We start from the raw sequence: 24,386 nt of genomic DNA on the forward strand, positions 1-24,386 counted from the left end.
TGCGCTGACGTATTCAGTTTGTCCGGCGAACGGACATAGACCGGACAAGGTGCTTGCACTCCTGACCAGGAGCTTCGGCGCTGCCGCCTGCGTTGTGGGCAGCCTTTGGGGCTCCAAGGAGCAGGCACCCCGATGCCCAGCATCGAATCATCAGCCGCCGTATCGACACCCTCGACGCGGGACTCGACATCGGCATCACAACACTCGTCTTCGCGGCATGGTGTCGCTGCCGCCTCGGTTGACGGGAGGTCGCGAGCGCCCGAGGCCGCCCAGGCCGCAGGGCGCGAGAGCCACAGCGGTCGGCCGGACGTCGACCGAGGCACCGGCTTCAACCCGGCCCGGGCCGGCGGGCTTGTTATATGTGCCGAAAATGTCCGCGAGTCGCTCGCCGACGGGGTCGCGACTGGCGATCTGCGGGCGATCGACGCATTGGGGCTGCGGTTCCCAAGTCCCGAGATGGTCACCGCGGCTGCGGCACTGTTCGAGCCGGCAGCACCGTGGGCTTGCGGTCCTGGCCGTCGAGGCACCGAACCTGAATCGGGTCGTTTTCGCATCACCGTCGGTCCCGGCGTCGTGCGACTCGGGTGGACCAATCCCGTCCGGGTCGAGAAAGCCGCCGAGCGGGGCGTCGGTTGTCACCAACGTGACGTTGACGATGCGAAGTTCCATTTCCGAAGTGACCTCGAAGGCGATGTCGGGCACGGTGATCGGGCCGTCGGGTCTTCGACACGACGGAGCCTTACGGCACCCGACCAGTGCAACACCGGCGGTGTCATCACTGAGTGGTCCCGCAAATCACGCTCGTCGATGTGCCGGACCTTCGCCGAGCTGGATTACACCCCTCTTGTGGAGTCCGGCCGCGTCCCGGCCATGGTCACTCTCACCTATCCCGGCGACTGGGAAGTCGTCGCCCCGGACGGCGCCAGCGTGAAGCGGCACATGGTGTTGTGGCGCAAACGATTTGAGCGCGAATACGGCGAGCCGGTTCGGTACATCTGGAAACTCGAGTTTCAGCGGCGCGGCGCACCGCACATTCACCTGTGGATGGCTCCGCCGACATCACCGGGTCGCTCCAGACGGGGCTTCGCTCACTGGTTGTCCGAGACGTGGGCTGAGGTTGTCGACCATCCCAACGCCGAGCAGAAGGCCCGGCACCGGCTCGCCGGGACCGCAATCGACGTGCGCAATGGCTTGCGGGCGTGCGATCCGAAGCGGCTGGCCATCTACTTCACCAAGCATTCATCACCAAACGTGCACGGCGACAAGGAGTATCAGCACATCGTGCCAGAACTATGGCGGGAGCCCGGCCGCGGGCCGGGCCGGTTCTGGGGTGTTTACGGACTCAAGAGAGCCATTGTCGTCGTCGAGGTGACCCAGGACGCGTACATCGCTGCCCGCCGGATCGTGCGGCGGTGGTCGCGGAACCAGGCGGTGTACGGCGATTCGGGTAGTCACTTCCCCACTTCCGTGGTCCCGCGCACGGCCACGCGCCTGGTCCCGCGCATCAACCGCGATACCGGCACTTTGACGTACCGGCGGGTCCGCCGACGACGAACGCTCTGCAATCAAGGCGGCCTGGCCGACGGATATGCCCTCGTGAATGACGGTCCAGCGTTCGTCGTCAAGCTTGCGCTCGCAATCACGTAGGCGCCGACCGCTTATTGGCCGCGCGATACTCACCTTCGGCGTAAGAATGCCTGGAAGACGCCTTTCAGTTCGGCGGTCTTGTCCTTGGCAGCACCGGTTAGATCGATTGCTCTGTCCTTGGCCGCGTCGGCCAAATCCGTGGCCTTGTCTTTGGCTGTCGCGACACCCCCTGTTCCCGTTGCCCGCGCTTTGTCCAAGGCTTCGCCGACGGCCTGGCGCCACCGCCTCGCATCGGTCGCCGCGTCGCCCGACTCGATGCCAAGGCGGTCGCGAAAAGCCACCACATCCGTCGCAATCTCGTTGCTCGACCGCACGGCCACAGGCGCGTCGCGTGGATTGAGCAGTACTTTGGAGTTCGCGCCGCGGACCGTCTCGTTCATTTGGGTCAGTAAGCGGGCGGTGCTGCTCGAGATGAGGCCCAGCCGCTTCTGACGGGCCTCAATCAGGCCCAGGCGGTGACTGTTGAGATCCTCGGGAGCGGAATCGAGCACCTGATCGAGTTCCAGCACGGCTAACCCGTCGTGGAGCTGGAAGCAGCGCGCGATGACCGCCAGCCACTCGCGCACCTTCGGCTCCGCCTCCTTGGTGGCCTTGGCAATCTTGCCGAGGTCGGCCTTCTTCTCCAGAGTCTCGGCGATGGCTTCAAGTTGGCGTATGGCATATGCCTGCGTCCGCGCGAGCACGAATGAGCCCGACTGGATCTTCGACCAAGTGATCTCCGAAACCCGCCCAACCTGGTCGCGCACGGCGAGCGCTTCCTCTATGGCTAGGTCGACGCCGATCATCTCCGCCAAAGCCGCGTCCTTCTGTGTACGCAGGATGTCATCGACCTTCTCGTTGATCTCTTGGAGATACTCCACGATCTGGTCCATCTGCTGTTGCATCGCCTGTTGTTGCAACATCGTTGACACCGCTGACAAGGCCAACGGACCACTAAGCAGCTTCGTCGGGGCCTGAGCGATCTGAAGCCACTGCTTGATCTCACCGGGCTTGCCGATCATCGCGTGACTGACACCGGGGGTCTCGGTCGCCATCAGCCCGTATTGCTTGACGGCCTGCGCGGACTCAGCAGTCAGCTTGACCCAGCGTCCCGAGTTTGTGGCAACTTCCGAGCCGACTTGCATCGCCGTCCCACCCGTGCCCACGAACGACGAAAGACGGCGAGCATCCAGAACCTTCGAGGGCGCCCGGTCGAGGCCATGGTCAAGCAAGAAGCGCTCAACATCGGCTGAGTTACCGATCACGGCCAAACCATCGCCGTCGGTAACCAATTCGATCTCGTTGCCCATCTTTTCTCCGTTGAATCGAGACCATTGGGCAGCCACTCGGCTTGCCTTGCCGATAGACGCTACCGGCGCGCCCTGACGGGACGCGAACGATCAAGAAGCTACCCGCGCCGGTGTCGCTGGACGGCACTCTAATAACGTCGCGGCTCGCTGGCGTTGGAATTCAGCTCAGCGCCCGTCAAACCTAATTCGTTCGGGTGTAGCGATACGGCGAGTACGGATCTTAGGGTTTGAACATGGCCTCTCCATCACCACATTCCCGTTCACTGCAACGACGGCCGCCAGCCTGGCAACGTTGGGTGCTCAACGCACTGCACGGCTTCGATAGGCGCATCATTGACGACTGGAGAGCGCTCATGAGTAACCACCTCCAACGGTCAGGTGGTGCCACCCCAATGCGGACCGCTCAATACACCGTCGATGCGCTGCTCTATGTGGACAGACTCCGCTCAGCGACCGCACTGCTTGCTTCACACGGTAATCCTGCGGGGCGCCACCAACTGGCCGATGCCGCTCTCGACTTGAAGTCCGCTATCGACAGCTTATGTGAAGCACGAGACCAGCTACTGAAAGCTGCTGGCGCCGAACGAGTTACCTACGATTAGCCTCGGGAAATCAACATTGCGATGCAGAGCCCAGCCTGCCACCCTTTTCGTAACTTTCGTAACTATGCTACGCTTAGCTTCGTTCCGATGGTGAGATGAAAGGAAGTGAGACCCATGAGCAGCGCCTCCGCGGAGATTGTTAACCCGGTTCCGGCTGATGCCAATGGGCTTGCCGATGTACTCAGCTTCATCGAGGCGCACGAGGCCCGTCACGGGACCTCTCCTGAGCCTGCCTTTTTCCTGTCCGGTGCGAGCGAACATGACCGCGTCGAACTGACCGAACAGCTTCACGAGGTCCTCAAGCGTGCCGCCCACGCCCTCAGCCACGGCCAGTCGATCAGCATCCTGACCCGCGACCAGGAAATCTCCACCCAGCAGGCCGCCGAGATCCTCGGCCTCAGCCGCCCCACGGTGGTTCGCCTCATCCAGAACGGCGAATTAGACGCGCACGTGCCTGGCGCGGTGCGACGCAAGCTGCGGCTTGCCGATGTCCTTGCCTACCGCGAGGAGCTTCACGCCCGGCGCAACCGGTTCATCAGCGAAAGCTCGGCGGAGTTCGCGGATGCCAATGCCGACGAAGTCGCCGAGTTACTCGCCGAGGCGAAACGCAAGCGTTGACTTTCTGCGGCGTTTGAAAGACTCGCCCACGTGTATCGCGCTGTCCTCGACACCTGTGCCCTCGTGCCGAGCCTTCAGCGTGACTTCTTGCTGCAGTTGGCCGCCGAGGAGGCGTACGCGCCTGTCTGGGGATCTGGGATTCTCTTCGAGCTGGACTACGTACTGGCCGGCCTGCACGACAAGGGGGGAATCACCGATAGCGCTAGTCGCCGTCAGCACCTTTTCGACCAGCTGAAGGCTGCATTTCCTGGCTCAGAGGTTCACGCATCCAAAGACCGCGACTACAGCTACGGCCTCAATGATCCCGATGACGGCCACGTCGCCCACGCCGCGATCATCGGCAAAGCCGACGCCATCGTCACCGACGATGGCCGGGCCGGGTTCAGCACAGCACGCGTGCTCGTGGAGGCCGATATCGAGACCGTGCACCCACATCAGTTCGCCGCGAACACAGTGTCAGCACACCCGCATGCAGGAGTACGGGCGTTGCGAGAGATGTCGAATCGCCGAACCAACCCGCGGCAGACCCCGGAACAGATCCTTGAGCTGCTGGTGACACGGCACAACATGACCGAGGTCGCCGAAATTCTGCTGCCGCTGCTGGCGGAAGACATCCGGTGCCCGGGCTGACCAAACCTCAATCAACTTCACGCGACTGAAATTCACACACCGAAGACCGGACAAAAACCAGACGAATCAAACTATCCACCGAGTACATGACCCGTATTTATGCAATTAGAACGTGGGGCCGCCCAGCAGACGGTTCGCCGCGGAGCCAATCGAACCGCTGCTGGCGGCGGCCAACCACGCCGAGGACCCCGTCGCACGGGTCGAGGACGTAGTGCTCATCGGAGTCCGCGCGGCTGGCCCTTGCGCGATCAACGCACCGGTACCCACCCGGTTGCCTACACCCCGGCGAGATCATGCCGCGTGCCGCCCAGAGCTGTCGCCACCGAGCAATACGCTAATCCGGTGGATCCGCGGCCGATCACGCTGAGCGACATCGACACGACCCGTGCGCTTCGCACCGACGACGAGCTTCTTCGCCTCGTCGCAGCGATCCACGGCTCCCGGCCCGAGGCCCAGGAGACGAACTGGTTGGAGTGGAAGAGCACCCTCGACCTCAGCGTCGCTGCGGGCAAGTTCGCGGTAGCCAAGGCGGTCCTCGGGTTCGCCAACCGGTCCGTCGACGATGCTAGGCCCCAATACGGCGGCGTCGCCTACATGGTCGTGGGCGTGGAACCCGGCGCCGCGGCTGGAATCCCTGCCGTCGACCACGCCGACCTCACGCCGGGGATCAAGACGTACGCATCCACCCCTCGGTTCACGCCGCGCACGGTCCGATTCGAAGGCGTCGAGGTGCTCGTCGTGGTCGTCGAAGCGCCTGAGCCCGGCGACCCGCAGCACACCCTGCAGAAGCAGTACGACAAGTACCACGCCGGGATCGTCTTCCACCGCGGGGCAGGGCGCACGGCGCCGGCGGGTCCCAAGGAGATTGAGATGCTCGGCCGCCGTCTCCTGCAGGGCGCGCAGCGGCCAGAACTGGACCTGACGCTGACGGCCACCGCGGACCCGCTCATCCGCCTCAGCATCGAGCGGGAGGACCTTGAGGACTGGCTGCGTCGGCATGAGACGTACGTCCGGGCCAACAGCGGCAAGCCCCCGGATCGGCCACCTCCACGCCCCAAGCCACAGCCCAATCCGGCTCGTCCGGCCTGGACCGCGTACGACACGTTCAGCTCCCTCGGTGACATCACCGGGCCGCTGGGGATGCTCCGGTACGCCGACCCAAAGGACGCCGGGGAGTTCGACCGCCGGGTCGGCGACTACCTCACCAGGCTGCGCAGCCGGCTGATGGACCACGTGCTCCGCCAGATCGTCAACGACGATGAAGCGAACACAGTGTGCTTCCAGGTCGGCAACGATACCGACGACCCGGTCTCCGGTCTGCAGTTGACGGTCCGCATCCGCAAGGGCGGGGTTCTGGTCCGCACCTGCCCGCCGAATGTCCGTGACCTTCCCCCGCTGCCGAAGTGGCCGGACCCGCTGGACCAGATGCGTGAGAACGCTCTCGCCGGGATGACCAGGGCGCAGGTCCCCGACTTCTTCCCGCATGCCGGGTCCGTCTCCGACAAGGGTGGCGTTTTCGAGGTCGCGTGGAACGTCGGTGACCTCCGGCCGCGCGAGCAGTCTGGCGACTTCACACTGACCATCGTCGCCGGTAGAAACGCACCCGAGGAGATCGCCGTGGAGATGACCTCCAGTGCGATGGACCGCCGTGGCACCCGAACGAAAACCGAGCAGCTGACGGTCGCAGCGGAAGTGTGGACCCTCGACGACTTCTACAACGCCGAGCCGGAGGACTGACCGACTCTAGATGAGGGTGAACAGGTTCTTCAGATCGCCACCCGACGCGAGGTTCTGGCTGCGCTGGCGGTACTCATCCCGCTGCTTGCTGGCGTAGACGTCGACCGCCTGCCCGGCGACCGTCGCACGCACCGCTGTGTACAGCGCTTTCTGCGCAATGACTGTGGCGAAGTCGGCGATGCTGTCGCAGGCAGCCGACGACAACGGCCCTCCGTGAATCGCCGCGTTGCGCGACCGCGTGAGCCTGGCTATCCGGTTCTCAAGGCGCTGCTGCTCGATCGCGAACGCTCCACCGAGAGAAGCGCCCGAGGACAAAATGTCGTCGGTCTCGTTGAGCTGGCGGGATAGCCAGTGATCGGCGTATATCCGTTTCAGCACGGCCACGTGGTCCAAAGTCTTCTGCCGGTTGATGCGGAAGCCCCAGCTACCATCCGTGATGTCTTCGCGGATAGTCAGCAACTCCGCGGGGATCCGAGCACCCGGTGAACGATCGGGAACGTGCTGCACGACCGCGGCGAATACGTCGCGAACTGCGCGGTTGGCGAACGAAGTGACGGTGTACTCGTCGAAGAAGTACTCGGCGACGAACGCGTACCACTTGTGGCCCGCGAGAGGAGCCGCCCACCTGTTGCAGTGCTCAATGGCGCGAACCGCGGCCATGATCACGGCTTCGGGGTCGGACCGCGGAGCATCCGCGAGTGCTGCTTGGAGGCGCAGGACGGGTTGAAGCAGAGGTACGGCCTCAGCGGTGATCACGTGACCGCGGCCCATTGCGCACCGGCAGGACCCATCGCCGCGCGCACCAGCGGCCGGGCCGGCGTCGCCCATGGTTCGCCCAGCCGATGTTGTCGATCCACCAGCGGCCATTCGCCCCCGCCGACCGCAGTCAGCCAGGACACTGGGAAGGCGACCTCATCCTCGGCAAGAACCAGCGCTCGGCGATCGGCACCCTCGTCGAGCGCCAGACCCGGCTGATTCGACTGATGCACCTTCCCGCCCGTGACGCCGACTCCCTGCGCATCGCAATCGCCGCGACCTTGGGTGACCTGCCATCAAACCTGATCCGATCGATCACCTGGGATCAGGGCATCGAAATGGCCCGGCACACCGACATCACCGCGGACCTCGGCGTACCGGTCTACTTTTGCGACTCCCGCTCGCCGTGGCAGCGCGGCAGCAACGAAAACGCCAACGGGCTGCTACGCCAATATTTTCCCAAGGGCACCAGCCTAAGCACCCACACACCCGACCATCTGCGCGCTGTCGAATATGAGATCAATAACCGCCCCCGCCACACCCTCGAAGACCGCAGTCCCGCCAAACTTTTCACCGCGCTGCTAAGCTCACCAGACCATCAACTGTTGCGACGTTGACTGGAAGCCACCTTGCCGCGCCGGGGTCAGAATTCACGTGCCGCTGACATGGGCAACCTCGTGTGGGCGTGAAGTCTGATTGCAGGTGCGACAGCCTGACCGACAATGCTGGGTTGAGTTGTCATACTGCGGTGCGACGATGCTGGGATGACGATCAGGATCCCTCAGGGCCGTCCCAACAAGCGGTTCATGCGTTACGTGCGGCCGCCGGTCACGGAGAAGACCACTCCCTTGTTTCCAATACGGCCCGAGACGCGGCCAATGAGGCTCGGCATCGACGTCGAGTCGATCCCGCAGCCTCCTGCGGATGGCTACCTCACTGGCTTCCTCACCCGCGACGAGATCCAAGTCCACCTGCTGATGCCGAAGGGGATGGATCAGCCTCCAGATGCATGGTCGACGCTTCTGGATAAGCCGATGCTACACACTGTTGACTTCACCACGGTCACCGACGCCGGCCGATTCATGGACGCGGCGGAGTTCCACATCACGACGAATACCGAATCGGAGGAAGGCTGGTCGGTTGCGCGGTTCTTCCCCAGGGCTCCGGCGTTGTTGATTAGCAGGCTTGTGAGCTGGGGAATTGTGGATTGAGGAGGTCTAGGCGGCGGTTGGCGGTCAAAGCGGTGATCCGGCAGGCTTCGGCGATGTTGTCGGCGCCGTTGAGGCGGTGCAGATTGATCGCGGTGTTGCGTAGCGTTGCTAGGACCTGTGCGCCGTTTCCGGTATGTGCCCTTTGACGGTCTTCGTCGAAGGTGACGTCGCGTATCCAGTGCAGGCTGTTCTCGATTCCCCAGTGTTGACGCATCCAGGTCATGATCGCGGTAGGGCGGGCGTGCTCGAACGGCAGGCTGCAGATGGCATAGACCACCTCCACGCTGCGCTGGTCGGTGGCGGTGATCAAGCGTTCACGAGTGATCCGGATGATTTGTTTTGCGTAGGGGAAGCCGATTCCTCGTACAGCGGTGATGATTTGCAGGGTGCGGGTCTCGACACGGCCGTGGCCGCGGGAGTCGTCGGTAGCGGCTGCGGGCACCTCGGCCCAGGGCAGCGCGGTGATACGCGCAAGTATTTTGGCTTGGTTGGACTTGACGATCATCAGGTAGTGCGACTTCAAGGTGGCGCAGATCAACTTCGCGGTGACGACCTGGGTATGCATCGCATCCACGGTGACCAGCCACCGCAAGCTACCCGGCAGCAGCGTGAGCAGGGCACGTACGCAGGGAATTTCATTGCTTTTCTCGGCGACAGCGAGTTGACCGAGCACCAATCGGGCACGGTGGGCGAACACCGACACGAGATGCGTGGCTGTCGCTTTGGCGCGTAAAGCACCACGCAGCATCTTGCCGTCCAACGCGATCGGCACCAATCCACTGGGGTCGCTGCTGGCCACGTGTGCAGTGAAGTAACTGCCCATCCTGGCGTTGAGGTCGGCGGGGTCTAGCCGAGACAAAACAGCGCGGAAGGTCTTCTCACTGGGCCGCCGGAACCGGACCCCTAATTAGGCCAACACATCATCGGGAGCGGTGGCCGCCCATGTAGCAAAACCAGCATAGCCGCGCATCCCCGCGGCAGTGGCCAGAACCGCGATCGCCAACAAAGCCATCAGCGAATACCTCCGACCGCGTGGGTCCCTCGGGTCTGGCACCGAGGCCAACACATCGAGAAACTCCGATCCGATGAGCTCGCTGCGCTCACCAGGACTCCAGCGGTCGAACACCTCTGGAACCGACGACACAGGCAATACTGAAACGGTAGGCACGGGCAACTCCAGACCAACGACGAACAGTAACCAACTCGATCGTTCTCCAGATAGCCCGTGCCTACACTCCGGCCCCAATAGCGCGGCACCAAAGATCATCAACCCAGCTCACAAGCCTGCTAATCAACAACGCCGGAGCCCTGGGTTCTTCCCGATTTTCCAGCAGTTCGACGAGCAGACCGCTCCTGCCGACGCGCCTGTTCTATGCCTCGATGAACGCCACACCGCCGCTGCCTACGCCGCCGGCGCCGGAGCCGTAGAGATCGACGTGATCGTCACCAATCGGGCCGTCGCCGGGCGCACAGATGTCGGAGACAACGACATCGTCGTCACGGTAACTCCCGACGACGCGGTTGCCCTCATCGGGCACTATTTGCGAGTCACCTCGAACCCGGTCGTGGCCATAGAGCGCGGTCAACTCCTGGGTGGCGGCGCGTGGGAGACGACCGAGTCGACGGGAACCATCGTGAACTCGTACCTGTGGGGCGTTACCAGCGCGATGACGTTCTTCGACTTCGCCGCGGCACATGCCGCGGCCGCGCAAGGTGGTCCCGTGTGCGCCGAGGCTTTCAATTCGATCCTCATCCGGTTGGCCCGCGCAGCATGTGCGCTGGACCACATGCTCGCCGCCTTGTCCAACCCTTTGGACAAACGCAGGAGCGACGTAGTCGAGACAGCCGCTGAGGCGTTCGATCGTCAACTCCTCTACCTTGCAGCAGCATTCGACATCTACGGACGCCTGTACGCATGGCTGCTCGACACGTCGAAGGATCACAAAACCATTCGAAACCGGTCACTGGACTCACGCGACTTCGTTAACAAGCTGGTCCAGAAGCAGTATGACGAAACGTTGCTCGACGATGTGATCCGCTTACAGAAATACGCTTGGGTCTGCAAACACCTGCGCAACCACATCCACGACGGCATCCTCCAGGTCGTGCCGCAGCCCGGACGGCAATATGGGAACGCCACTAATGCCGCGCTGATGCTAGGCGGGATACAGCATTTCGCACCTGAAGCTGGGAATCTGGACCAGTCCCACTACGACGACCTCGGAGTGTGGATGGCAGAACCCATTTCGCCCTTCGGCCCCCAAGTAATGTCCGCCGATTTGGCCACTGCTGGGTTCACTCTGATGGGAGCAGCTTTGGAGTACGTCGAAGCGTTCACGCGACTGATCCTCTGCAACAAACCCAACACCATGATCGCCGCCGAGCAAGCTGCCGCAGCGAAAGAGTCGACCGATGAAACCGTGACCGACGAGGAGGATCGCGCTCCAGCTCCGAGCCGATTCCTGGGGTGCGTTGAAGTGCCGCTGGGACACGTTGATCCTGAGCCACCCGAACGAGCGAAGTTTCACCGGGCGATGTTCGGGTGGCACCCAGCGAGCATGGTGTAGCCGTCCAAGGAACAAGCGGCCGGTTCGACGATTCAGATCGACCACGACGACGCGTGCCAACCGGCGCGACGGGGTGCCGTCGACCAACATCAGCGTGTCGGTGGGGGCCACTAGGGTTTGTTCCAGCCGTCATCCGTTGACCGCCAGGGCAGCGATGGGTCGGCCGTCGGCACTGACGATGGAGTGATATGGCTTGGACTACTGAAGCGGCGTTCGCCCGCTTCCACGAGGAAGTTAATCTACCTGGAGACCATCGCACAACGGCGAATGCGCGTCGAGACTCGGTGTTAGACCGGTTGCGCAACAACGGCATCGAGGTACTGGAGGCGATAGCCTTCGGTTCAATCCCGCGGTACACCGCGCTAAAGGAGCATGCGGACGTCGACGTGATGGCGGTGCTCCACTACGGCAAACACATCAAGGACCGCCGACCGTCGCAGGTGCTGCTCGCGGTGAAAAATGCTTTGGGGACCGGGCAGGCAGGGGCAGGACGGCGTAACGGACAAGCCGTCACGGTTAGCTTCCAGTCCTGGCCCAACATCGATGTTGTCCCAGCGTTACGAGTGAACGATAACAATGGGAAGGTCACAGGGTACGAAATTCCCGACATGAAACGCGAGATCTGGTTGCCGACCAACCCTCCCCAGCACAGCAGCGACATCGCCGCGGCGGTTACGGCTCGGGGGTCCCGCTTCCGGCGAGTGATCACGATGCTGAAACACTGGAATCGGCGTCAGCCGGTTAAGCTGCAGAGCTATCACCTCGAAGTGATCGCGCTTAAACTATCGACATCGTGGGACGATTATAGTTGGCCTATCTTCAAGTGGTTCGAGCTTGCGCAGTCGGAGATCCACTGATGCTGGCACGCAGGTCAAGACGTCTCTGGGTATCTCAACTACGAACAAAGGCAGGCGATCACAGCCCAGCTCGCAAGCGCCACCAACACCGCGCGTAGCGCGTGGCTGAAGGCATGTACGGACAAGCACAGTGAGGCGATTTCACTGTGGCGCAATGTTTCCGGTATGAAATTTCCGACCTACGGATAACAGGGTGCGCAGATGGACACCGAAGACCACGACTATACGGCCCCTGCCGCCGCCGATATAGCCGCCACGCAGGACTCCCAGGGGGCGCTGCGACTGTTGATTGCCCAGCGAGCCCTGTATGCAAAGGCGAAGCGCTGGACTTACCTGCGGTGGATCGGGTTTAGCGTGATGGGCATAGTGGCACCGCCGTTGGCAGTTTTCTTTCCCAAAGCCGCGGTTGTGGTGGGAGCGGTCGCTGGCGTCTGGATCTTCCTGTCGCGCACCATCTTCAAAGCTTTCGAGGGGAAACTCGCCGCTCAGGGCGCGGCGGTCCAGGAAGATTTCGACAGGCTCGTCTTCGACATGCCGCCGCTGGCTACGAGAGTACCGCGCCCCACCCCTGAAGATGTCGCCGAGCTCGCTGGCTCGGATACAGAGGTGCTGGACCGCGCCAAGCAGGGCGGTCTCCTGGGCTGGTACCCAGGGCTCCGGCGTTGTTGATTAGCAGGCTTGTGAGCTGTGTTGATGATCTTTGGTGCCGCGCTATTGGGGCCGGAGTGTAGGCACGGGCTATCTGGAGAACGATCGAGTTGGTTACTGTTCGTCGTTGGTCTGGAGTTGCCCGTGCCTACCGTTTCAGTATTGCCTGTGTCGTCGGTTCCAGAGGTGTTCGACCGCTGGAGTCCTGGTGAGCGCAGCGAGCTCATCGGATCGGAGTTTCTCGATGTGTTGGCCTCGGTGCCAGACCCGAGGGACCCACGCGGTCGGAGGTATTCGCTGATGGCTTTGTTGGCGATCGCGGTTCTGGCCACTGCCGCGGGGATGCGCGGCTATGCTGGTTTTGCTACATGGGCGGCCACCGCTCCCGATGATGTGTTGGCCTAATTAGGGGTCCGGTTCCGGCGGCCCAGTGAGAAGACCTTCCGCGCTGTTTTGTCTCGGCTAGACCCCGCCGACCTCAACGCCAGGATGGGCAGTTACTTCACTGCACACGTGGCCAGCAGCGACCCCAGTGGATTGGTGCCGATCGCGTTGGACGGCAAGATGCTGCGTGGTGCCTTTACGCGCCAAAGCGACAGCCACGCATCTCGTGTCGGTGTTCGCCCACCGTGCCCGATTGGTGCTCGGTCAACTCGCTGTCGCCGAGAAAAGCAATGAAATTCCCTGCGTACGTGCCCTGCTCACGCTGCTGCCGGGTAGCTTGCGGTGGCTGGTCACCGTGGATGCGATGCATACCCAGGTCGTCACCGCGAAGTTGATCTGCGCCACCTTGAAGTCGCACTACCTGATGATCGTCAAGTCCAACCAAGCCAAAATACTTGCGCGTATCACCGCGCTGCCCTGGGCCGAGGTGCCCGCAGCCGCTACCGACGACTCCCGCGGCCACGGCCGTGTCGAGACCCGCACCCTGCAAATCATCACCGCTGTACGAGGAATCGGCTTCCCCTACGCAAAACAAATCATCCGGATCACTCGTGAACGCTTGATCACCGCCACCGACCAGCGCAGCGTGGAGGTGGTCTATGCCATCTGCAGCCTGCCGTTCGAGCACGCCCGCCCTACCGCGATCATGACCTGGATGCGTCAACACTGGGGAATCGAGAACAGCCTGCACTGGATACGCGACGTCACCTTCGACGAAGACCGTCAAAGGGCACATACCGGAAACGGCGCACAGGTCCTAGCAACGCTACGCAACACCGCGATCAATCTGCACCGCCTCAACGGCGCCGACAACATCGCCGAAGCCTGCCGGATCACCGCTTTGACCGCCAACCGCCGCCTAGACCTCCTCAATCCACAATTCCCCAGCTCACAAGCCTGCTAATCAACAACGCCGGAGCCCTGGGCTGGTACCCGCTGGATCGCGGCGCCGCAGGAACGGTGTGCGTGGCTATAGCGCAGCGGGCAAACGCGGCCTATTCCGAACGGCTGCAGCGCCTCAACGCTCGTTACTGGCTGACAGTGTTGGTCGTCTGGACGGTTGTCATTGTGATGACCAGCATGATTATCGGTACCAGCCTGACGACGTTTCTGCTTGGTGTGGCAGCACCGCTGCTGCCGGCCTGCCTAGACATCGGTGAGCAGTTGCGGTCGTCTACGCAGGCGTGCGCCGACCGGCGCTCGATGGCCGATGACATTGAACACGCCGTACGCGGTACCAGAGACAACCCGCTCAACGACGAGGATCTGCTCGTCTGGCAGGAACGCCTCTACAGCCTGCGACGCTCAGCACCGTTGGTGCCCGACCTCATCTACGCACGGACTCGACGGAAGAACGAGGAGGCGATGAACTCCGCGGCAGCGGAGCTATGAGCGGCTGTCAGGCCAGTACGAGAATAATTGAGATCGGGTTTGCCCAGTCACGCTCGTCCACACACCAGGTGGTGGAACGTTGTGGGCGACTGGCTGGTACGGCAAGACCAAGTTCCGATCGCTGTGCGGGGGAGCTTCGACAGTCCGCTGCGCGTGGAAAACGCGCCGCGGTCTGCAACACGCCGAAACCATGTACGGAACCGCCGTACTCGGGAGGGCAGGACCGTGCCAACGACTTGAATGCCAACCTGAAGTATCCGACACTTGATGCGCGGATCGAGTCGACTTACGCTGCGCGGTCGACAGCTCAGTTCAAGACAAGCCTCTATGACTCCTACCTGCGAGCATTCCGCTGGGCAACCGACCGCGTGGGCGACCACGGGATCGTTGCGTACGTCTCCAACGGCGGTTGGATCGACAGCAATACCGCGGACGGTATCCGCTTGACATTGGCAGACGAGTACAGCCGGATCTACGTCTACAACATGCGGGGGAACCAGCGAACCGCCGGGGATCAGTCACGGCGCGAGGGCGGCAAGGTATTCGGTTCCGGTAGTCGCAGCACCGTGGCCGTCTTCATCGGGGTTCGCAATCCCGAACACGTCGGATCGTGCGAAGTCTTCTATCGAGACATCGGCGACTACCTGACCCGCGAGCGGAAACTGGAGATCGTCGCGGTTGGCGATCTCGAATCCGTTGACTGGCAAGCCATCACGCCCAACGCTGACGGAGATTGGGTCAACCAGCGCAGCGACGATTTCAGCGCCTGGCCAGTGATTGGCGGCAAGAACGGTGAGTCGTCCGTTTTCGCGAAGTTCTCAGGCGGGCTCAAAACTAACCGAGATGCGTGGGTTGATAGCTTCTCGGCCGAGGCAGTCAACGCAAACGTCCGTCGCATGGTCAACTCCTATAACAGTCAGGCTGACCATTTCGACGGATACTGCGCGCAGCGGTCAATCACCGATCGTAGGCAGAATATTGATGCGTTCATCGACACTGACTCCTTCAACATCAGCTGGAGTGACGGCCTGAAATCGAGGCTAGCACGGGGAACTCGGCTGGCATTCAACCCGGAATCGCATCGTGACGCCATCTACCGACCGTTCCACCACCAGACCGTCTATTTCGACTCTTCAGTTATTGAACGCCCCGGCGGGCTTACGTCCATGTTTCCAACACGCCATCACGCAAACATCGGAATGTATGCACCAAACCCCGGCAGCATGGCGCTTCCGTTCATGTGTTTGATGACCGATCGAATCATCGATCTCGGAGCGGGTGCCGCCAATTTCTATCCCCGCTGGACCTACGAGAAGGCCGAGCCCGACGACAGCACCCTTGATCTGGCAGCTGGCTCAGCTGAGGTAGACGAGTACGGCTACAGTCGCGTCGACAACATCACCGACGGCATCCTCCGCCTATATCGGGAGGCGGTCGGCGACCAGGTCACCAAAGACGACATCTTCTTCTACGTCTACGGCCTGCTGCATGACCCGGCCTACCGATCGACGTACGCGGCGGACCTGAAGAAGATGCTGCCGCACATTCCGACTCCGGAGACGCTGGAGCGATTCGAGCAGCTAGCGATTGCCGGCCGGGCTCTGTCTGGCCTCCACGTCGGGTACGAAGACGTTGAACCCTATCCGGTCGACGTGCAGCTCAAGCCCGGCGCTGATTTGGCTGATCGCGAGACGTGGCGGGTCACAAAGCTGAAGTGGGCCAAGAAGAAGGACCCCGATACCAGCAAGAACGTGGATGACCACACGAAGCTGATATACAACCCGAAGGTCACGATCACCGGCATCCCCGAGGACGCCGAGAGGTACATGCTCGGCTCCCGCTCCGCGCTGGCCTGGATCATCGACCGCTACCAGGTCAAGACCGACAAGGCGTCCGGGATCGTGAATGACCCGAACGACTGGTGCGACGAGCACGACGACCCGCGGTACATCGTCGACCTCATCGCGAAGGTCACTACTGTCGCGGTCGAGACAATGAAGATTGTCGACGGGCTCGCCGAAATCGGATAGGACTCGGCGACTGGGCCATGTGTCGGACTACGACTTGTTGTCGGTCCAACGCGATAGCTTCCAGCCATGGTGACTTACATGTTGAGCGAGTCCGCCGAAGGCTGGGCGCTCTACGACGACGAGGCCAGGACCGCGGTCTTGCGTGGCAGTCTCAATACCGTGCTGCTCGTCGCAGCGAAAGCGATGCGCGAGAACGGCGATCCCGTACATGGCGGCTGGACCCTAGTGCCCGAGACCGGAGTGCGGACACTGCGATTCCTACCGAGGTAGAGCCCCCGAGCTGTCACACGCGCACGAGATTCACTCCATCATGCGCCCGCGACTGAGGCGCTTCCTCGAAGGCATCCAGCACACGCACACCAAACGCCGGGACCATCGCCGACTGCACTTCTTCTTTTGTCATCCAACGAATTTCGCACGCCTCCTCAGTGGCGTGCGCTTCACCTCCGAGCGGCCGACAGCGGTACACCAACGCGACGATTCCGTGAGCCAGATTCTTATAGACACCAGTCAGCCGTTCGACGGCGACCTCAACCCCTGTCTCTTCCAACACCTCGCGCTGAACACCGGCCTCAAAAGATTCATCCAGTTCCAGGACCCCCCCGGGCGCCTCCCAGTGGCCATTGTCGTCCCGCTTGATGACTAGAACGCGACCGTCGTCGCGGACCACAATGCCGGCGACGCTGACCGAATGTTTCGGTGTGGCTGCCATGCGCAAGACTCCTCTGCGGCCGACTCCCTTAGTGACAGGAGACGTGTCGTTTCCCTAGACTAGTCGCCTAGACATGTAGTGGAAGGCTCTCAGGTGCTGCAACTTGGCCAGATCGACCGGGCGGACGATAAGCCGCCGTATCGGCAGATCGCCAGCATGTTGCGTGGCGCCATCATCTCTGGCGAGCTAGAAGCTGGCGGACGCCTGCCCTCCGAGGCCGAGTTAATCGAGTATTTCGGGGTCGCGCGGATGACAGTCCGCCAGGCAGTGCAAGAACTGCGCACCGAAGGCCTGGTGATCTCCGAGCACGGTCGCGGGGTGTTTGTGCGCCCCGCTCCCCCAATTAGGCGGCTCGCATCCGATCGCTTCGCCCGGCAACATCGCGCCAACGGCAAAGCGGCATTCACCGTCGAAGCGGAGAGGTCCGGCCACACACCTCAAGTCGACAACATCACCGTTTCCCGCGAGAGGCCGGATTCGGTTGTGGCCGAACGGCTTCGACTGACTGCAGATGACGAAGTGGTGGTTCGGTCCCGACGTTACCTCGCCGACGGCAAGCCGGTCGAAACGGCAACCTCATACATTCCTGTCGCATTCGCGCAGGGCACCAAGATCGAACAGACCGACACGGGGCCAGGTGGCATCTACGCGCGCTTTGAAGAGGCTGGTCACACCCTCGCGCGGTTCACCGAGGAGGTCGGCGCCCGAATGCCCACTCCCGAAGAACGCCGTGCCTTGCAGCTCCCGCCAGGGGCGCCTGTTCTAACAGTGGTGCGGACTGCCTATGACACCAAGGACGTGGCCGTTGAAGTGTGCGACACAGTGAAGGTGGCATCGGCCTACCTGCTGGAATACGACTTCTCCGCGCGCTGAAACGTCGCGAAACGACCAAGCGCGCCCGAACACTTGACCTACTCCTCTAGACGACTAGGTTGAGTAGTCATCTAGTCAATTCTCTCGAAAGGCTCAGCAATGTCCATCCCCAAATGGCTCCAAATCGGCCACGACCAGGTGTTCGCCCTCGGCGCGTTCCTCGTATCCGAGATAACGCCGATGATCGACTTCGACAAGTCCTCCGGCGACAACCGCGTGCAGGCAAGGGATCGCGATACCGGCTTGCCGATGTGGCAGGTCGAAGTACTCGACGGTGATCCCGCAGCACCGAAGCGCAGCCGAACGGTGACGGTCAAGTTCGCCTCGCCGACGCAGCCCTCCGCGCCCGCCAATTCCAGCGGAACACCCTTTACCCCAGTGGTTTTCGACGGTCTCATGGCGCTGCCCTACGTTGAGAAATCGGGTGACTTCTCCCGGATCGCCTGGTCGTTTCGAGCCTCCGACATGAGGGCACCGGGCAAGCCGTCCACGAGCGCAGCGACAAGTCGGGAGTCGGCATGAATCCCGATCCCTACGCACAGCTCGATCCCGACACCCCGTTCCGGCTCGACCACGTCGTGAATTTCCTCGCCACTCTCGGCCTGTGGGTGGCGATCATCGTGGCACTCGCCGGCGTTGCACTCGTCTCCTGGCGACTGCACTCACCCGAGACGTTCGAAGAACGGTTCGCAACACCGGCCACACTCCTGAGCTGGCGACTGTGGGCGTGCATCTCCTGGCGCAGGCTCTGCAAGCGCTGCGGCTTGTCCGCCTCCGAACAGGTGACGCGTCGCGACAAAGAAGGGCGCCAGGTCACTTCGACCCGCTGGCTTCATCCAAAGCTGTTGGGAACAGAGGTGTCTCAGACCACCCGGCGGCTCACGGTGCGGGCAAGGATGGGACAAACCGTGGAAGACCTGGAGCGCGCAGTCCCTGCGATCCGTGATGCTACCGGCGCACATTCGGCGCGGGCGGTTGTCGTCTCGCCGGGGACGATGCGCATCGAGCTGGTCAAGCGGGAGCAGTTGTCGACGGTACGTCACGCAGCGCCGCCAATGGCGGTGACAACAACACGGGTGACACTCGGTCGGCGCGAGGACGGTTCCGATTGGATCCTTCCCTTGAGCGGCCGACACACCCTCACCGTGGGCTGCTCGGGTGCAGGCAAAGGTTCCGTCTTCTGGGGCATCGCCTGCGGGCTTGGTCCTGCCGTCGGCGCCGGAGTAGTTCATCTGATCGGAATTGACCTGAAGTACGGCATCGAGTTGTCAGTCGGCGCAGGTCTATTCACCAAGATCGCCACCAACGAGACCGACGCCGTGGCAACCCTTGCCGGGCTAGAGATGCTGATGGACAAGCGCGGCAACGAGATGGCCAGCCTCACCCGCGAGCACCGTCCGACCAAGGCCTCACCGCTGGTCGTGCTGCTGATCGACGAGCTGGCAGGGCTGACCGCCTACATGAGCGACCCAGCTCTTCGAAAGGAAGCCGCCGCCTTGTTGTCACGGATTCTCACCAAGGGTCGAGCACTGGGCATCGTGGTCGCCGCGTTCCTGCAAGACCCTCGCAAGGAAGTCCTGCCGATGCGAGGCCTGTTTACCCAGACCATTGCGCTTCGACTGCGATCCCGCGAGGAAGTCACGATGGTCCTCGGTGACGGCATGGCCGAGAAAGCGGCAGCACACCGAATCAGCCCCGACAGACCGGGTACCGGCTACGTGATCGCCGAGGACGGCCATACGACCAAGGTCCGATCCGACTACTGGTCTGACGATCAGATCCGCTCCACTGCAAGGCAGTACGAAAGATCGACAACCGCCGGAGGGCAGCGCAGTGAATAACGGGTCCGATGCAATCCGAGCAGCGAGGTGATGCCATGGTGATTCACGGTCTCCGGGAAACGCTCGTCTCCACCGGCGGCTTTCCTGAGCTGCTGACTGCAGATCAGGTGTCAGCGCTGCTCGGCGTCTCTGCCGCGACGCTCAACCGGTGGGCAGCGCTCCGCGAAACGACCGGCGAGCAGATCGGGCCGCCCTGCTACACGTTGTCGGAGCGGGTACGGCGCTGGGATGCGACCGAAGTCCGGTCCTGGCTCAAGCAGGTGCGTCGGTAATGGCCGGCAACACTCCGCGCGGCATCCGTAAACGGCTGAACGCCGCCGGTGAGCCCCGCTACCAAGTCCGCTACCTGATCCGTGACCCGGACGCCCCATCCGGCTGGGTGGAAACGTCCGCGACGTTCCCGACGCTGCGCGAGGCGAAGGCCTTCAAGTCCGAACGGGACAACGAGGCCGCGCTGGGCGCACGTCGGTTCGACCCCCGCCTTGGTCGGACGCCGCTCAGCAGGATCTGGACGCAGTTCTCCGACTCCAAGAAGCCGGCGGTGTCGCCGAAGACCTGGAGCGGCTACAACCAGCACTGGGAATTGCGCATCAAGCCGCGGTTCGGGCATGTGCCGGTCGACGAGATCACCCGCGCTGACGTCCAGGCGTTCGTTGACGGCCTGACGGTCGGCCCGTGGGCGAAGGTGTCGACGCTGCGTCTCCTGCGGTCGATTCTCGATGTCGCACACCAGGACGGCCGCATCCACCGCAACCCCGCGCTCGGCGTCTCGGCGGGCCGCATTCCTGAGCGGGAGCGTCACCGATACTTGACTGCTCAGGAGGTCCGGATGCTCGCTACCGCGTGCGGCGATCAGGGCGACGTGGTGACGATCCTGGCCTACACCGGCCTGCGCTGGTCCGAACTCGTCGGCCTCCGGGTCAAGGACATCGACCTGACTGCTCGTCGGCTCTATGTGCGACGGGCCGCACCGGAAGTTGAGGGCCACATTGTTATCGGACCACCCAAGACCCGAGCCGGCATTAGAACCGTCCCGCTCCCCCAAGTCGTCGTCGACATCTTCAAGGGGCGTATCACCGGGCGGGCACCGGACCAACCCGCCGTCACTTCAGCCAACGGAGCGATGTTGCGCTCCAACAACAGGCGTCGCCACACCCACTGGAACAAAGCCCTCAAAAGCACCGACCTAGCGCCACTAACCATCCACGATCTACGCCATACCTACGCCAGCCTGGCCCGCAAATCCGGCGCCGACCTCAGATATGTCCAGAAGACCATGGGCCACTCGACGCCGACCGTGACCGCGAACATCTATAGCGATCTCTACGCCGACGAACTAGACCAAGTGGCAACCAACCTCGATCAGCTTCACGCGACTGAGATTCAGACACCGACGACCGGACAAGAACCGGACGAACCAAACCAACCATCGAGTGCATAATCCGTGTCTATGCAGGTCAGAAGAGTGGCCAGGGGCGGGATCGAACCGCCGACCTTCCGCTTTTCAGGCGGACGCTCGTACCGACTGAGCTACCTGGCCCCAAGGCAGCATGTGCCTCGCCATAATCGGCGACCCTGACGGGACTCGAACCCGCGACCTCCGCCGTGACAGGGCGGCGCGCTAACCAACTGCGCCACAGGGCCTTGCTGTACTGCTTGCTCCGCGTTACCGCGTCGCGTGTACCCCCAACGGGATTCGAACCCGTGCTACCGCCGTGAAAGGGCGGCGTCCTAGGCCACTAGACGATGGGGGCCCGATCCGAATCACTCCGGGGCACTCGCAACGTGGTTCGTTGGAAGCCTCGCTAGCTTAGGTCACCACAGGGCCAATCCTCAAACGAGCCCCCATTTCGGACCCAGTATCCTTGACCTCCGCAGCCCCTATAGCTCAGTTGGTAGAGCTACGGACTTTTAATCCGCAGGTCCTAGGTTCGAGTCCTAGTGGGGGCACTCAAACGGGCCGTGAACTCGGCCGATTCCCCGCGCGGGATCGGTCGTTTCACGGAGCCGGCCGATCCCGAGGCGGGCCGCAGGCGCGAATCGGCCGGGTGCGATCCGCGGCCGATGAGAGTGGGCACGATCACTTCACGGTTTCGGCCACATCCAGCCTTGGGCGGCGTTTAGAACCCGCCAGCGCTTGGTTATGCTCCGGCTATGCTTCCCGAGATGAATCCCGATGGAGTCCAACCCAACGCACCCGTTGCTCTGGTGACCGCGGAAATTCGGCACCCGGCAACGGATTCGCTCACCGAATCAAGCAGCCGCGAGCTCAAGCACCTTCTCATCAACGACTTGCCCATCGAACGTCAAGCCCAAGACGTGAGTTGGGGCATGACGGCTCCCGGCGCCGCCCCCACGCCCGTGGCGGACCGTTTCGTGCGCTACGGCAATCGGGACAACACGGTTTCCGCGTCGCTGAAGAACCAGGCGATCGTCGTCGAGACCAGCGCTTACAGCAGTTTCGATAATTTTTGCGACATCCTGCTGCGGGTCGCGGACGCGCGGGCGCAGGTGTCGTCCATCGTCGGGGTGGAGCGCATCGGCCTGCGGTACGTCCTCGAAATCCGGGTTCCCGCCGGTGTCGATGGCCGCATCACGTGGAGCAACTGGATCGATGAGCAGCTTCTCGGTCCGCAACGCATCGCTCCGGGCGGGCTGTCCATGGCCGAGTGGCAGGGCGCCGCGGTCTACCGCGAGGCACAGCCCGGCAAGTCGCTCATCCTGCGTTACGGCCCGGGCATGGGCCAGGCCCTCGATGCGAACTACCACCTGCGTCGCGTCACCGCGGCCCAGACCGGACCGTTCTTCCTGATGGACATCGACAGCTTCTGGACGCCGCTCGGCTCGATTCCCGAGTTCAACCGGGATGCGCTCGTTTCGACCCTGCAGGACCTCTACGGTCCCGCGCGGGAGGTCTTCCAAGACCTGATCACCCCGCGCCTCAGGGATGAACTGCTGCGCTCCTAGCGCCGGCTACGCAGCCTTTAGCGCCCGAGCACCGCGCTGGTGTAGGTGATGTCGGCGAACACGGCGGCGATGTCATCGTCGGGATAGTCCAAGCCATTGGCCGCGTGTAGCTCCTTGGCGGTGTGGGACGCACTCTGCCAGCCGTCGCGGGCTAGATGGTCGATGACGTGGCTGCGCTGACCGTGGTAGACGAGGTCGTTGAAGTCGATCTCGAACCCCAGTTCGCTCATCCGGGCATGGTGCGAACGCCACCGCTCGTCGTTGAACACCGCCGTGTCGGGGACAAACTCGAAGGCCAGCCGGCTGCCCGTAGCACTGAGCGCGGTGACGTTGTCGAACAACGCGCCTTGGGCGTCATCGGGTAGGTAGACGAGCAGGCCTTCGGCGCTCCATGCCGAGGGCACGTCCTTGTCGAATCCGGCGGCCTGCAGCACGGCCGCCCAATCGTCACGCAGGTCGACCGCAACGGTGCGGCGTTCGGCGGTCGGCTCGGCCCCAAGATCGGCCAGCGTGAGGGTCTTGAACTCGATCACCTGTGGCATGTCGACCTCATAGACGACGGTGCCCGCCGGCCAGCCCAGCCGATAGGCGCGCGCATCCAGGCCGGACGCCAGGATCACCACCTGGGAAATCCCGCTTCGGGTGGCGTCCACGAAGAACTGGTCGTAGAACCTGGTCCGGCAGGCCATCGCCTCGGCCATCCGGGCCGGATCGAATCCAGACTCCACATCAACCGGAATCTGTCCATTCACCAGCCGGGTGTAGACGTCGATGCCGACCGCACGCACCAGCGGGGCCGCGTACGGGTCATCGATCAGCGCGTACTGCGGGTCGGCAGCCAGCGCGCGCTGGGCGGCGACCATCGTCGCCGTCGCACCGACACTTGTCGCAAGGTCCCAACGATACCGGTCGGTACGCACCATGCCGCTCCTTCGTCCCCAAACCCGGAAAAGACTATAGATAATCTAGTTAGTATCACAGGCTGCGCCGATTGCGCCCGGTCTAGGCTGACAAGTGTGACCGACTTCGCTCAGCGCGCCATCGATCTCGCCCGCCTAAACGTGGCCGAAGGCGGCCGACCATTCGCGACGGTCATCGTCAAAGACGGCCAGGTACTCGCTGAGAGCGCCAACAAGGTGGCCCAGACCAACGACCCCACCGCCCACGCCGAGATCCTCGCCATCCGCGCAGCGTGCACCAAGCTGGGAACCGAGCAGCTGTTCGGGACCACCTTCTACGTGCTGGCGCACCCATGCCCGATGTGCCTGGGTTCGCTCTACTACTGCTCCCCCGACGAAGTCATCTTTTTGACCACCCGCGACATCTACGAGCAGTACTACGTCGACGACCGCAAGTATTTCGAGCTCGCGACCTTCTACGACGAGTTCGCCAAGGCCTGGCAGGACCGTCGCCTGCCGATGCGCTACGACCCGCGCCCCTCAGCCGTGAACGTCTACCGGTTCTGGCAGGAGCTCAACGGCGGGAAGCGCGCGGCGGCCCCCAACTCGGCCGACTAGACGTCCAACAACCGGTGATCTTGACACCACACTACCAATCTGAACTGT

Annotated in this window: 22 protein-coding genes, 4 tRNA genes and 3 pseudogenes; 21 read left to right on the top strand and 8 right to left on the bottom strand. The window is 62.8% G+C overall.

All coding sequences use genetic code 11. From position 1 onward, the window contains the following. Positions 1-132 precede the first annotated feature (132 nt). Entirely contained in the window at positions 133-1,647 is a 1,515-nt protein-coding gene (locus CKW46_RS26510) for a rolling circle replication-associated protein (RefSeq protein ID WP_015357243.1), read from the top strand. Between the two features lie 29 nt (positions 1,648-1,676). On the opposite strand, the gene CKW46_RS26515 is transcribed toward CKW46_RS26510, so the two are convergent. Next, complete coding sequence (locus CKW46_RS26515) at positions 1,677-2,936, bottom strand: hypothetical protein (protein WP_117436821.1); 1,260 nt, start codon at positions 2,934-2,936, stop codon at positions 1,677-1,679. A gap of 716 nt (positions 2,937-3,652) precedes the next feature. Here CKW46_RS26515 and CKW46_RS26520 point away from each other — a divergent pair. From CKW46_RS26520 to CKW46_RS26530, 3 genes are all read left to right on the top strand, one after another. After that, positions 3,653-4,156, top strand: a complete 504-nt coding sequence (locus CKW46_RS26520; protein WP_011738836.1) for a helix-turn-helix domain-containing protein — start codon at positions 3,653-3,655, stop codon at positions 4,154-4,156. A 30-nt stretch (positions 4,157-4,186) separates the two neighbouring features. Continuing rightward, the gene (locus tag CKW46_RS26525; RefSeq protein WP_117436816.1) at positions 4,187-4,786 is read left to right on the top strand and encodes a PIN domain-containing protein; all 600 of its coding nucleotides are present in this window, start codon (positions 4,187-4,189) and stop codon (positions 4,784-4,786) included. A gap of 342 nt (positions 4,787-5,128) precedes the next feature. Then, positions 5,129-6,523: a hypothetical protein gene (locus CKW46_RS26530; protein WP_482052588.1), complete on the top strand. Its 1,395-nt coding sequence runs from the start codon at positions 5,129-5,131 to the stop codon at positions 6,521-6,523. 6 nt (positions 6,524-6,529) lie between these two features. Here the strand turns inward: CKW46_RS26530 and CKW46_RS26535 are convergent, their stop codons facing one another. Then, positions 6,530-7,183 carry a hypothetical protein gene (locus CKW46_RS26535; RefSeq protein WP_252872519.1) on the bottom strand — a complete coding sequence of 218 codons (654 nt, stop codon included), beginning with the start codon at positions 7,181-7,183 and terminating at the stop codon, positions 6,530-6,532. Between the two features lie 92 nt (positions 7,184-7,275). Between CKW46_RS26535 and CKW46_RS26540 the strand changes: the two are divergent. Beyond that, a pseudogene (locus CKW46_RS26540) lies at positions 7,276-7,896 on the top strand (IS30 family transposase); the annotation flags it as partial. Positions 7,897-8,043: 147 nt separating this feature from the next. Further along, complete coding sequence (locus CKW46_RS26545; protein WP_041299661.1) at positions 8,044-8,490, top strand: hypothetical protein; 447 nt, start codon at positions 8,044-8,046, stop codon at positions 8,488-8,490. Here the strand turns inward: CKW46_RS26545 and CKW46_RS26550 are convergent. Then, positions 8,456-9,658 (bottom strand): annotated as a pseudogene (locus CKW46_RS26550) (ISAs1-like element IS2404/ISMul1 family transposase). The gene CKW46_RS26545 and the pseudogene CKW46_RS26550 sit on opposite strands and share 35 nt — an antisense overlap. A gap of 268 nt (positions 9,659-9,926) precedes the next feature. Between CKW46_RS26550 and CKW46_RS26555 the strand changes: the two are divergent. From CKW46_RS26555 to CKW46_RS26585, 7 genes and pseudogenes are all read left to right on the top strand, one after another. Further along, positions 9,927-11,057, top strand: coding sequence for a hypothetical protein (locus tag CKW46_RS26555; RefSeq protein WP_252872568.1), 1,131 nt, complete (start codon positions 9,927-9,929; stop codon positions 11,055-11,057). A gap of 188 nt (positions 11,058-11,245) precedes the next feature. Then, positions 11,246-11,914, top strand: a complete 669-nt coding sequence (locus CKW46_RS26560) for an SMODS domain-containing nucleotidyltransferase (protein WP_482052589.1) — start codon at positions 11,246-11,248, stop codon at positions 11,912-11,914. 201 nt (positions 11,915-12,115) lie between these two features. After that, a complete protein-coding gene (locus tag CKW46_RS26565; RefSeq protein WP_252872566.1) occupies positions 12,116-12,583 on the top strand; it encodes an S-4TM family putative pore-forming effector in 468 nt (155 codons plus the stop codon). A 123-nt stretch (positions 12,584-12,706) separates the two neighbouring features. After that, positions 12,707-13,910 (top strand): annotated as a pseudogene (locus tag CKW46_RS26570) (ISAs1-like element IS2404/ISMul1 family transposase). 62 nt (positions 13,911-13,972) lie between these two features. After that, positions 13,973-14,398, top strand: coding sequence for an S-4TM family putative pore-forming effector (locus CKW46_RS26575; RefSeq protein WP_252872545.1), 426 nt, complete (start codon positions 13,973-13,975; stop codon positions 14,396-14,398). A gap of 236 nt (positions 14,399-14,634) precedes the next feature. After that, positions 14,635-16,428: a type ISP restriction/modification enzyme gene (locus tag CKW46_RS26580; RefSeq protein ID WP_051045837.1), complete on the top strand. Its 1,794-nt coding sequence runs from the start codon at positions 14,635-14,637 to the stop codon at positions 16,426-16,428. A 66-nt stretch (positions 16,429-16,494) separates the two neighbouring features. Beyond that, positions 16,495-16,698: a hypothetical protein gene (locus CKW46_RS26585; protein ID WP_117436939.1), complete on the top strand. Its 204-nt coding sequence runs from the start codon at positions 16,495-16,497 to the stop codon at positions 16,696-16,698. A gap of 13 nt (positions 16,699-16,711) precedes the next feature. On the opposite strand, the gene CKW46_RS26590 is transcribed toward CKW46_RS26585, so the two are convergent. Continuing rightward, positions 16,712-17,140: an NUDIX hydrolase gene (locus CKW46_RS26590; protein ID WP_117436940.1), complete on the bottom strand. Its 429-nt coding sequence runs from the start codon at positions 17,138-17,140 to the stop codon at positions 16,712-16,714. 93 nt (positions 17,141-17,233) lie between these two features. Between CKW46_RS26590 and CKW46_RS26595 the strand changes: the two genes are divergently transcribed. The 5 genes from CKW46_RS26595 to CKW46_RS26615 all read left to right on the top strand — a co-directional run bounded on the left by CKW46_RS26595 (position 17,234) and on the right by CKW46_RS26615 (position 21,295). Further along, a complete protein-coding gene (locus CKW46_RS26595) occupies positions 17,234-18,013 on the top strand; it encodes a GntR family transcriptional regulator (protein ID WP_015357253.1) in 780 nt (259 codons plus the stop codon). Between the two features lie 99 nt (positions 18,014-18,112). Next, positions 18,113-18,535 carry a hypothetical protein gene (locus CKW46_RS26600; protein ID WP_015357254.1) on the top strand — a complete coding sequence of 141 codons (423 nt, stop codon included), beginning with the start codon at positions 18,113-18,115 and terminating at the stop codon, positions 18,533-18,535. Continuing rightward, a complete protein-coding gene (locus CKW46_RS26605; protein ID WP_117436941.1) occupies positions 18,532-19,854 on the top strand; it encodes an FtsK/SpoIIIE domain-containing protein in 1,323 nt (440 codons plus the stop codon). The genes CKW46_RS26600 and CKW46_RS26605 overlap by 4 nt, the downstream gene beginning before the upstream one ends. A 35-nt stretch (positions 19,855-19,889) precedes the next feature. Beyond that, entirely contained in the window at positions 19,890-20,126 is a 237-nt protein-coding gene (locus CKW46_RS26610) for a helix-turn-helix transcriptional regulator (protein ID WP_015357256.1), read from the top strand. Continuing rightward, entirely contained in the window at positions 20,126-21,295 is a 1,170-nt protein-coding gene (locus CKW46_RS26615) for a tyrosine-type recombinase/integrase (protein ID WP_015357257.1), read from the top strand. Before CKW46_RS26610 ends, CKW46_RS26615 begins: the two co-directional genes overlap by 1 nt. A gap of 25 nt (positions 21,296-21,320) precedes the next feature. Here CKW46_RS26615 and CKW46_RS26620 read toward each other — a convergent pair. The 3 genes from CKW46_RS26620 to CKW46_RS26630 all read right to left on the bottom strand — a co-directional run bounded on the left by CKW46_RS26620 (position 21,321) and on the right by CKW46_RS26630 (position 21,608). Then, positions 21,321-21,394, bottom strand: a tRNA-Phe gene (locus CKW46_RS26620). Positions 21,395-21,424: 30 nt separating this feature from the next. Next, positions 21,425-21,498: transfer RNA gene (locus CKW46_RS26625), tRNA-Asp, on the bottom strand. A gap of 37 nt (positions 21,499-21,535) precedes the next feature. Continuing rightward, a tRNA-Glu gene (locus tag CKW46_RS26630) sits at positions 21,536-21,608 on the bottom strand. Positions 21,609-21,731: 123 nt separating this feature from the next. Here CKW46_RS26630 and CKW46_RS26635 point away from each other — a divergent pair. Both CKW46_RS26635 and CKW46_RS26640 read left to right on the top strand, forming a co-directional pair. Further along, a tRNA-Lys gene (locus CKW46_RS26635) sits at positions 21,732-21,804 on the top strand. Between the two features lie 204 nt (positions 21,805-22,008). Beyond that, positions 22,009-22,821 carry a TIGR04255 family protein gene (locus CKW46_RS26640; protein ID WP_482052590.1) on the top strand — a complete coding sequence of 271 codons (813 nt, stop codon included), beginning with the start codon at positions 22,009-22,011 and terminating at the stop codon, positions 22,819-22,821. 17 nt (positions 22,822-22,838) lie between these two features. On the opposite strand, the gene CKW46_RS26645 is transcribed toward CKW46_RS26640, so the two are convergent. After that, positions 22,839-23,744 (bottom strand): SAM-dependent methyltransferase, encoded by a 906-nt coding sequence (locus CKW46_RS26645; protein WP_117436944.1) that lies wholly within the window; start codon positions 23,742-23,744, stop codon positions 22,839-22,841. A gap of 93 nt (positions 23,745-23,837) precedes the next feature. Between CKW46_RS26645 and CKW46_RS26650 the strand changes: the two genes are divergently transcribed. Further along, positions 23,838-24,338, top strand: a complete 501-nt coding sequence (locus CKW46_RS26650) for a nucleoside deaminase (protein WP_096369722.1) — start codon at positions 23,838-23,840, stop codon at positions 24,336-24,338. The last annotated feature ends 48 nt before the right edge of the window (positions 24,339-24,386 follow it).

Source organism: Mycobacterium liflandii (genome assembly GCF_022354805.1).
Taxonomy (GTDB): domain Bacteria; phylum Actinomycetota; class Actinomycetes; order Mycobacteriales; family Mycobacteriaceae; genus Mycobacterium; species Mycobacterium marinum.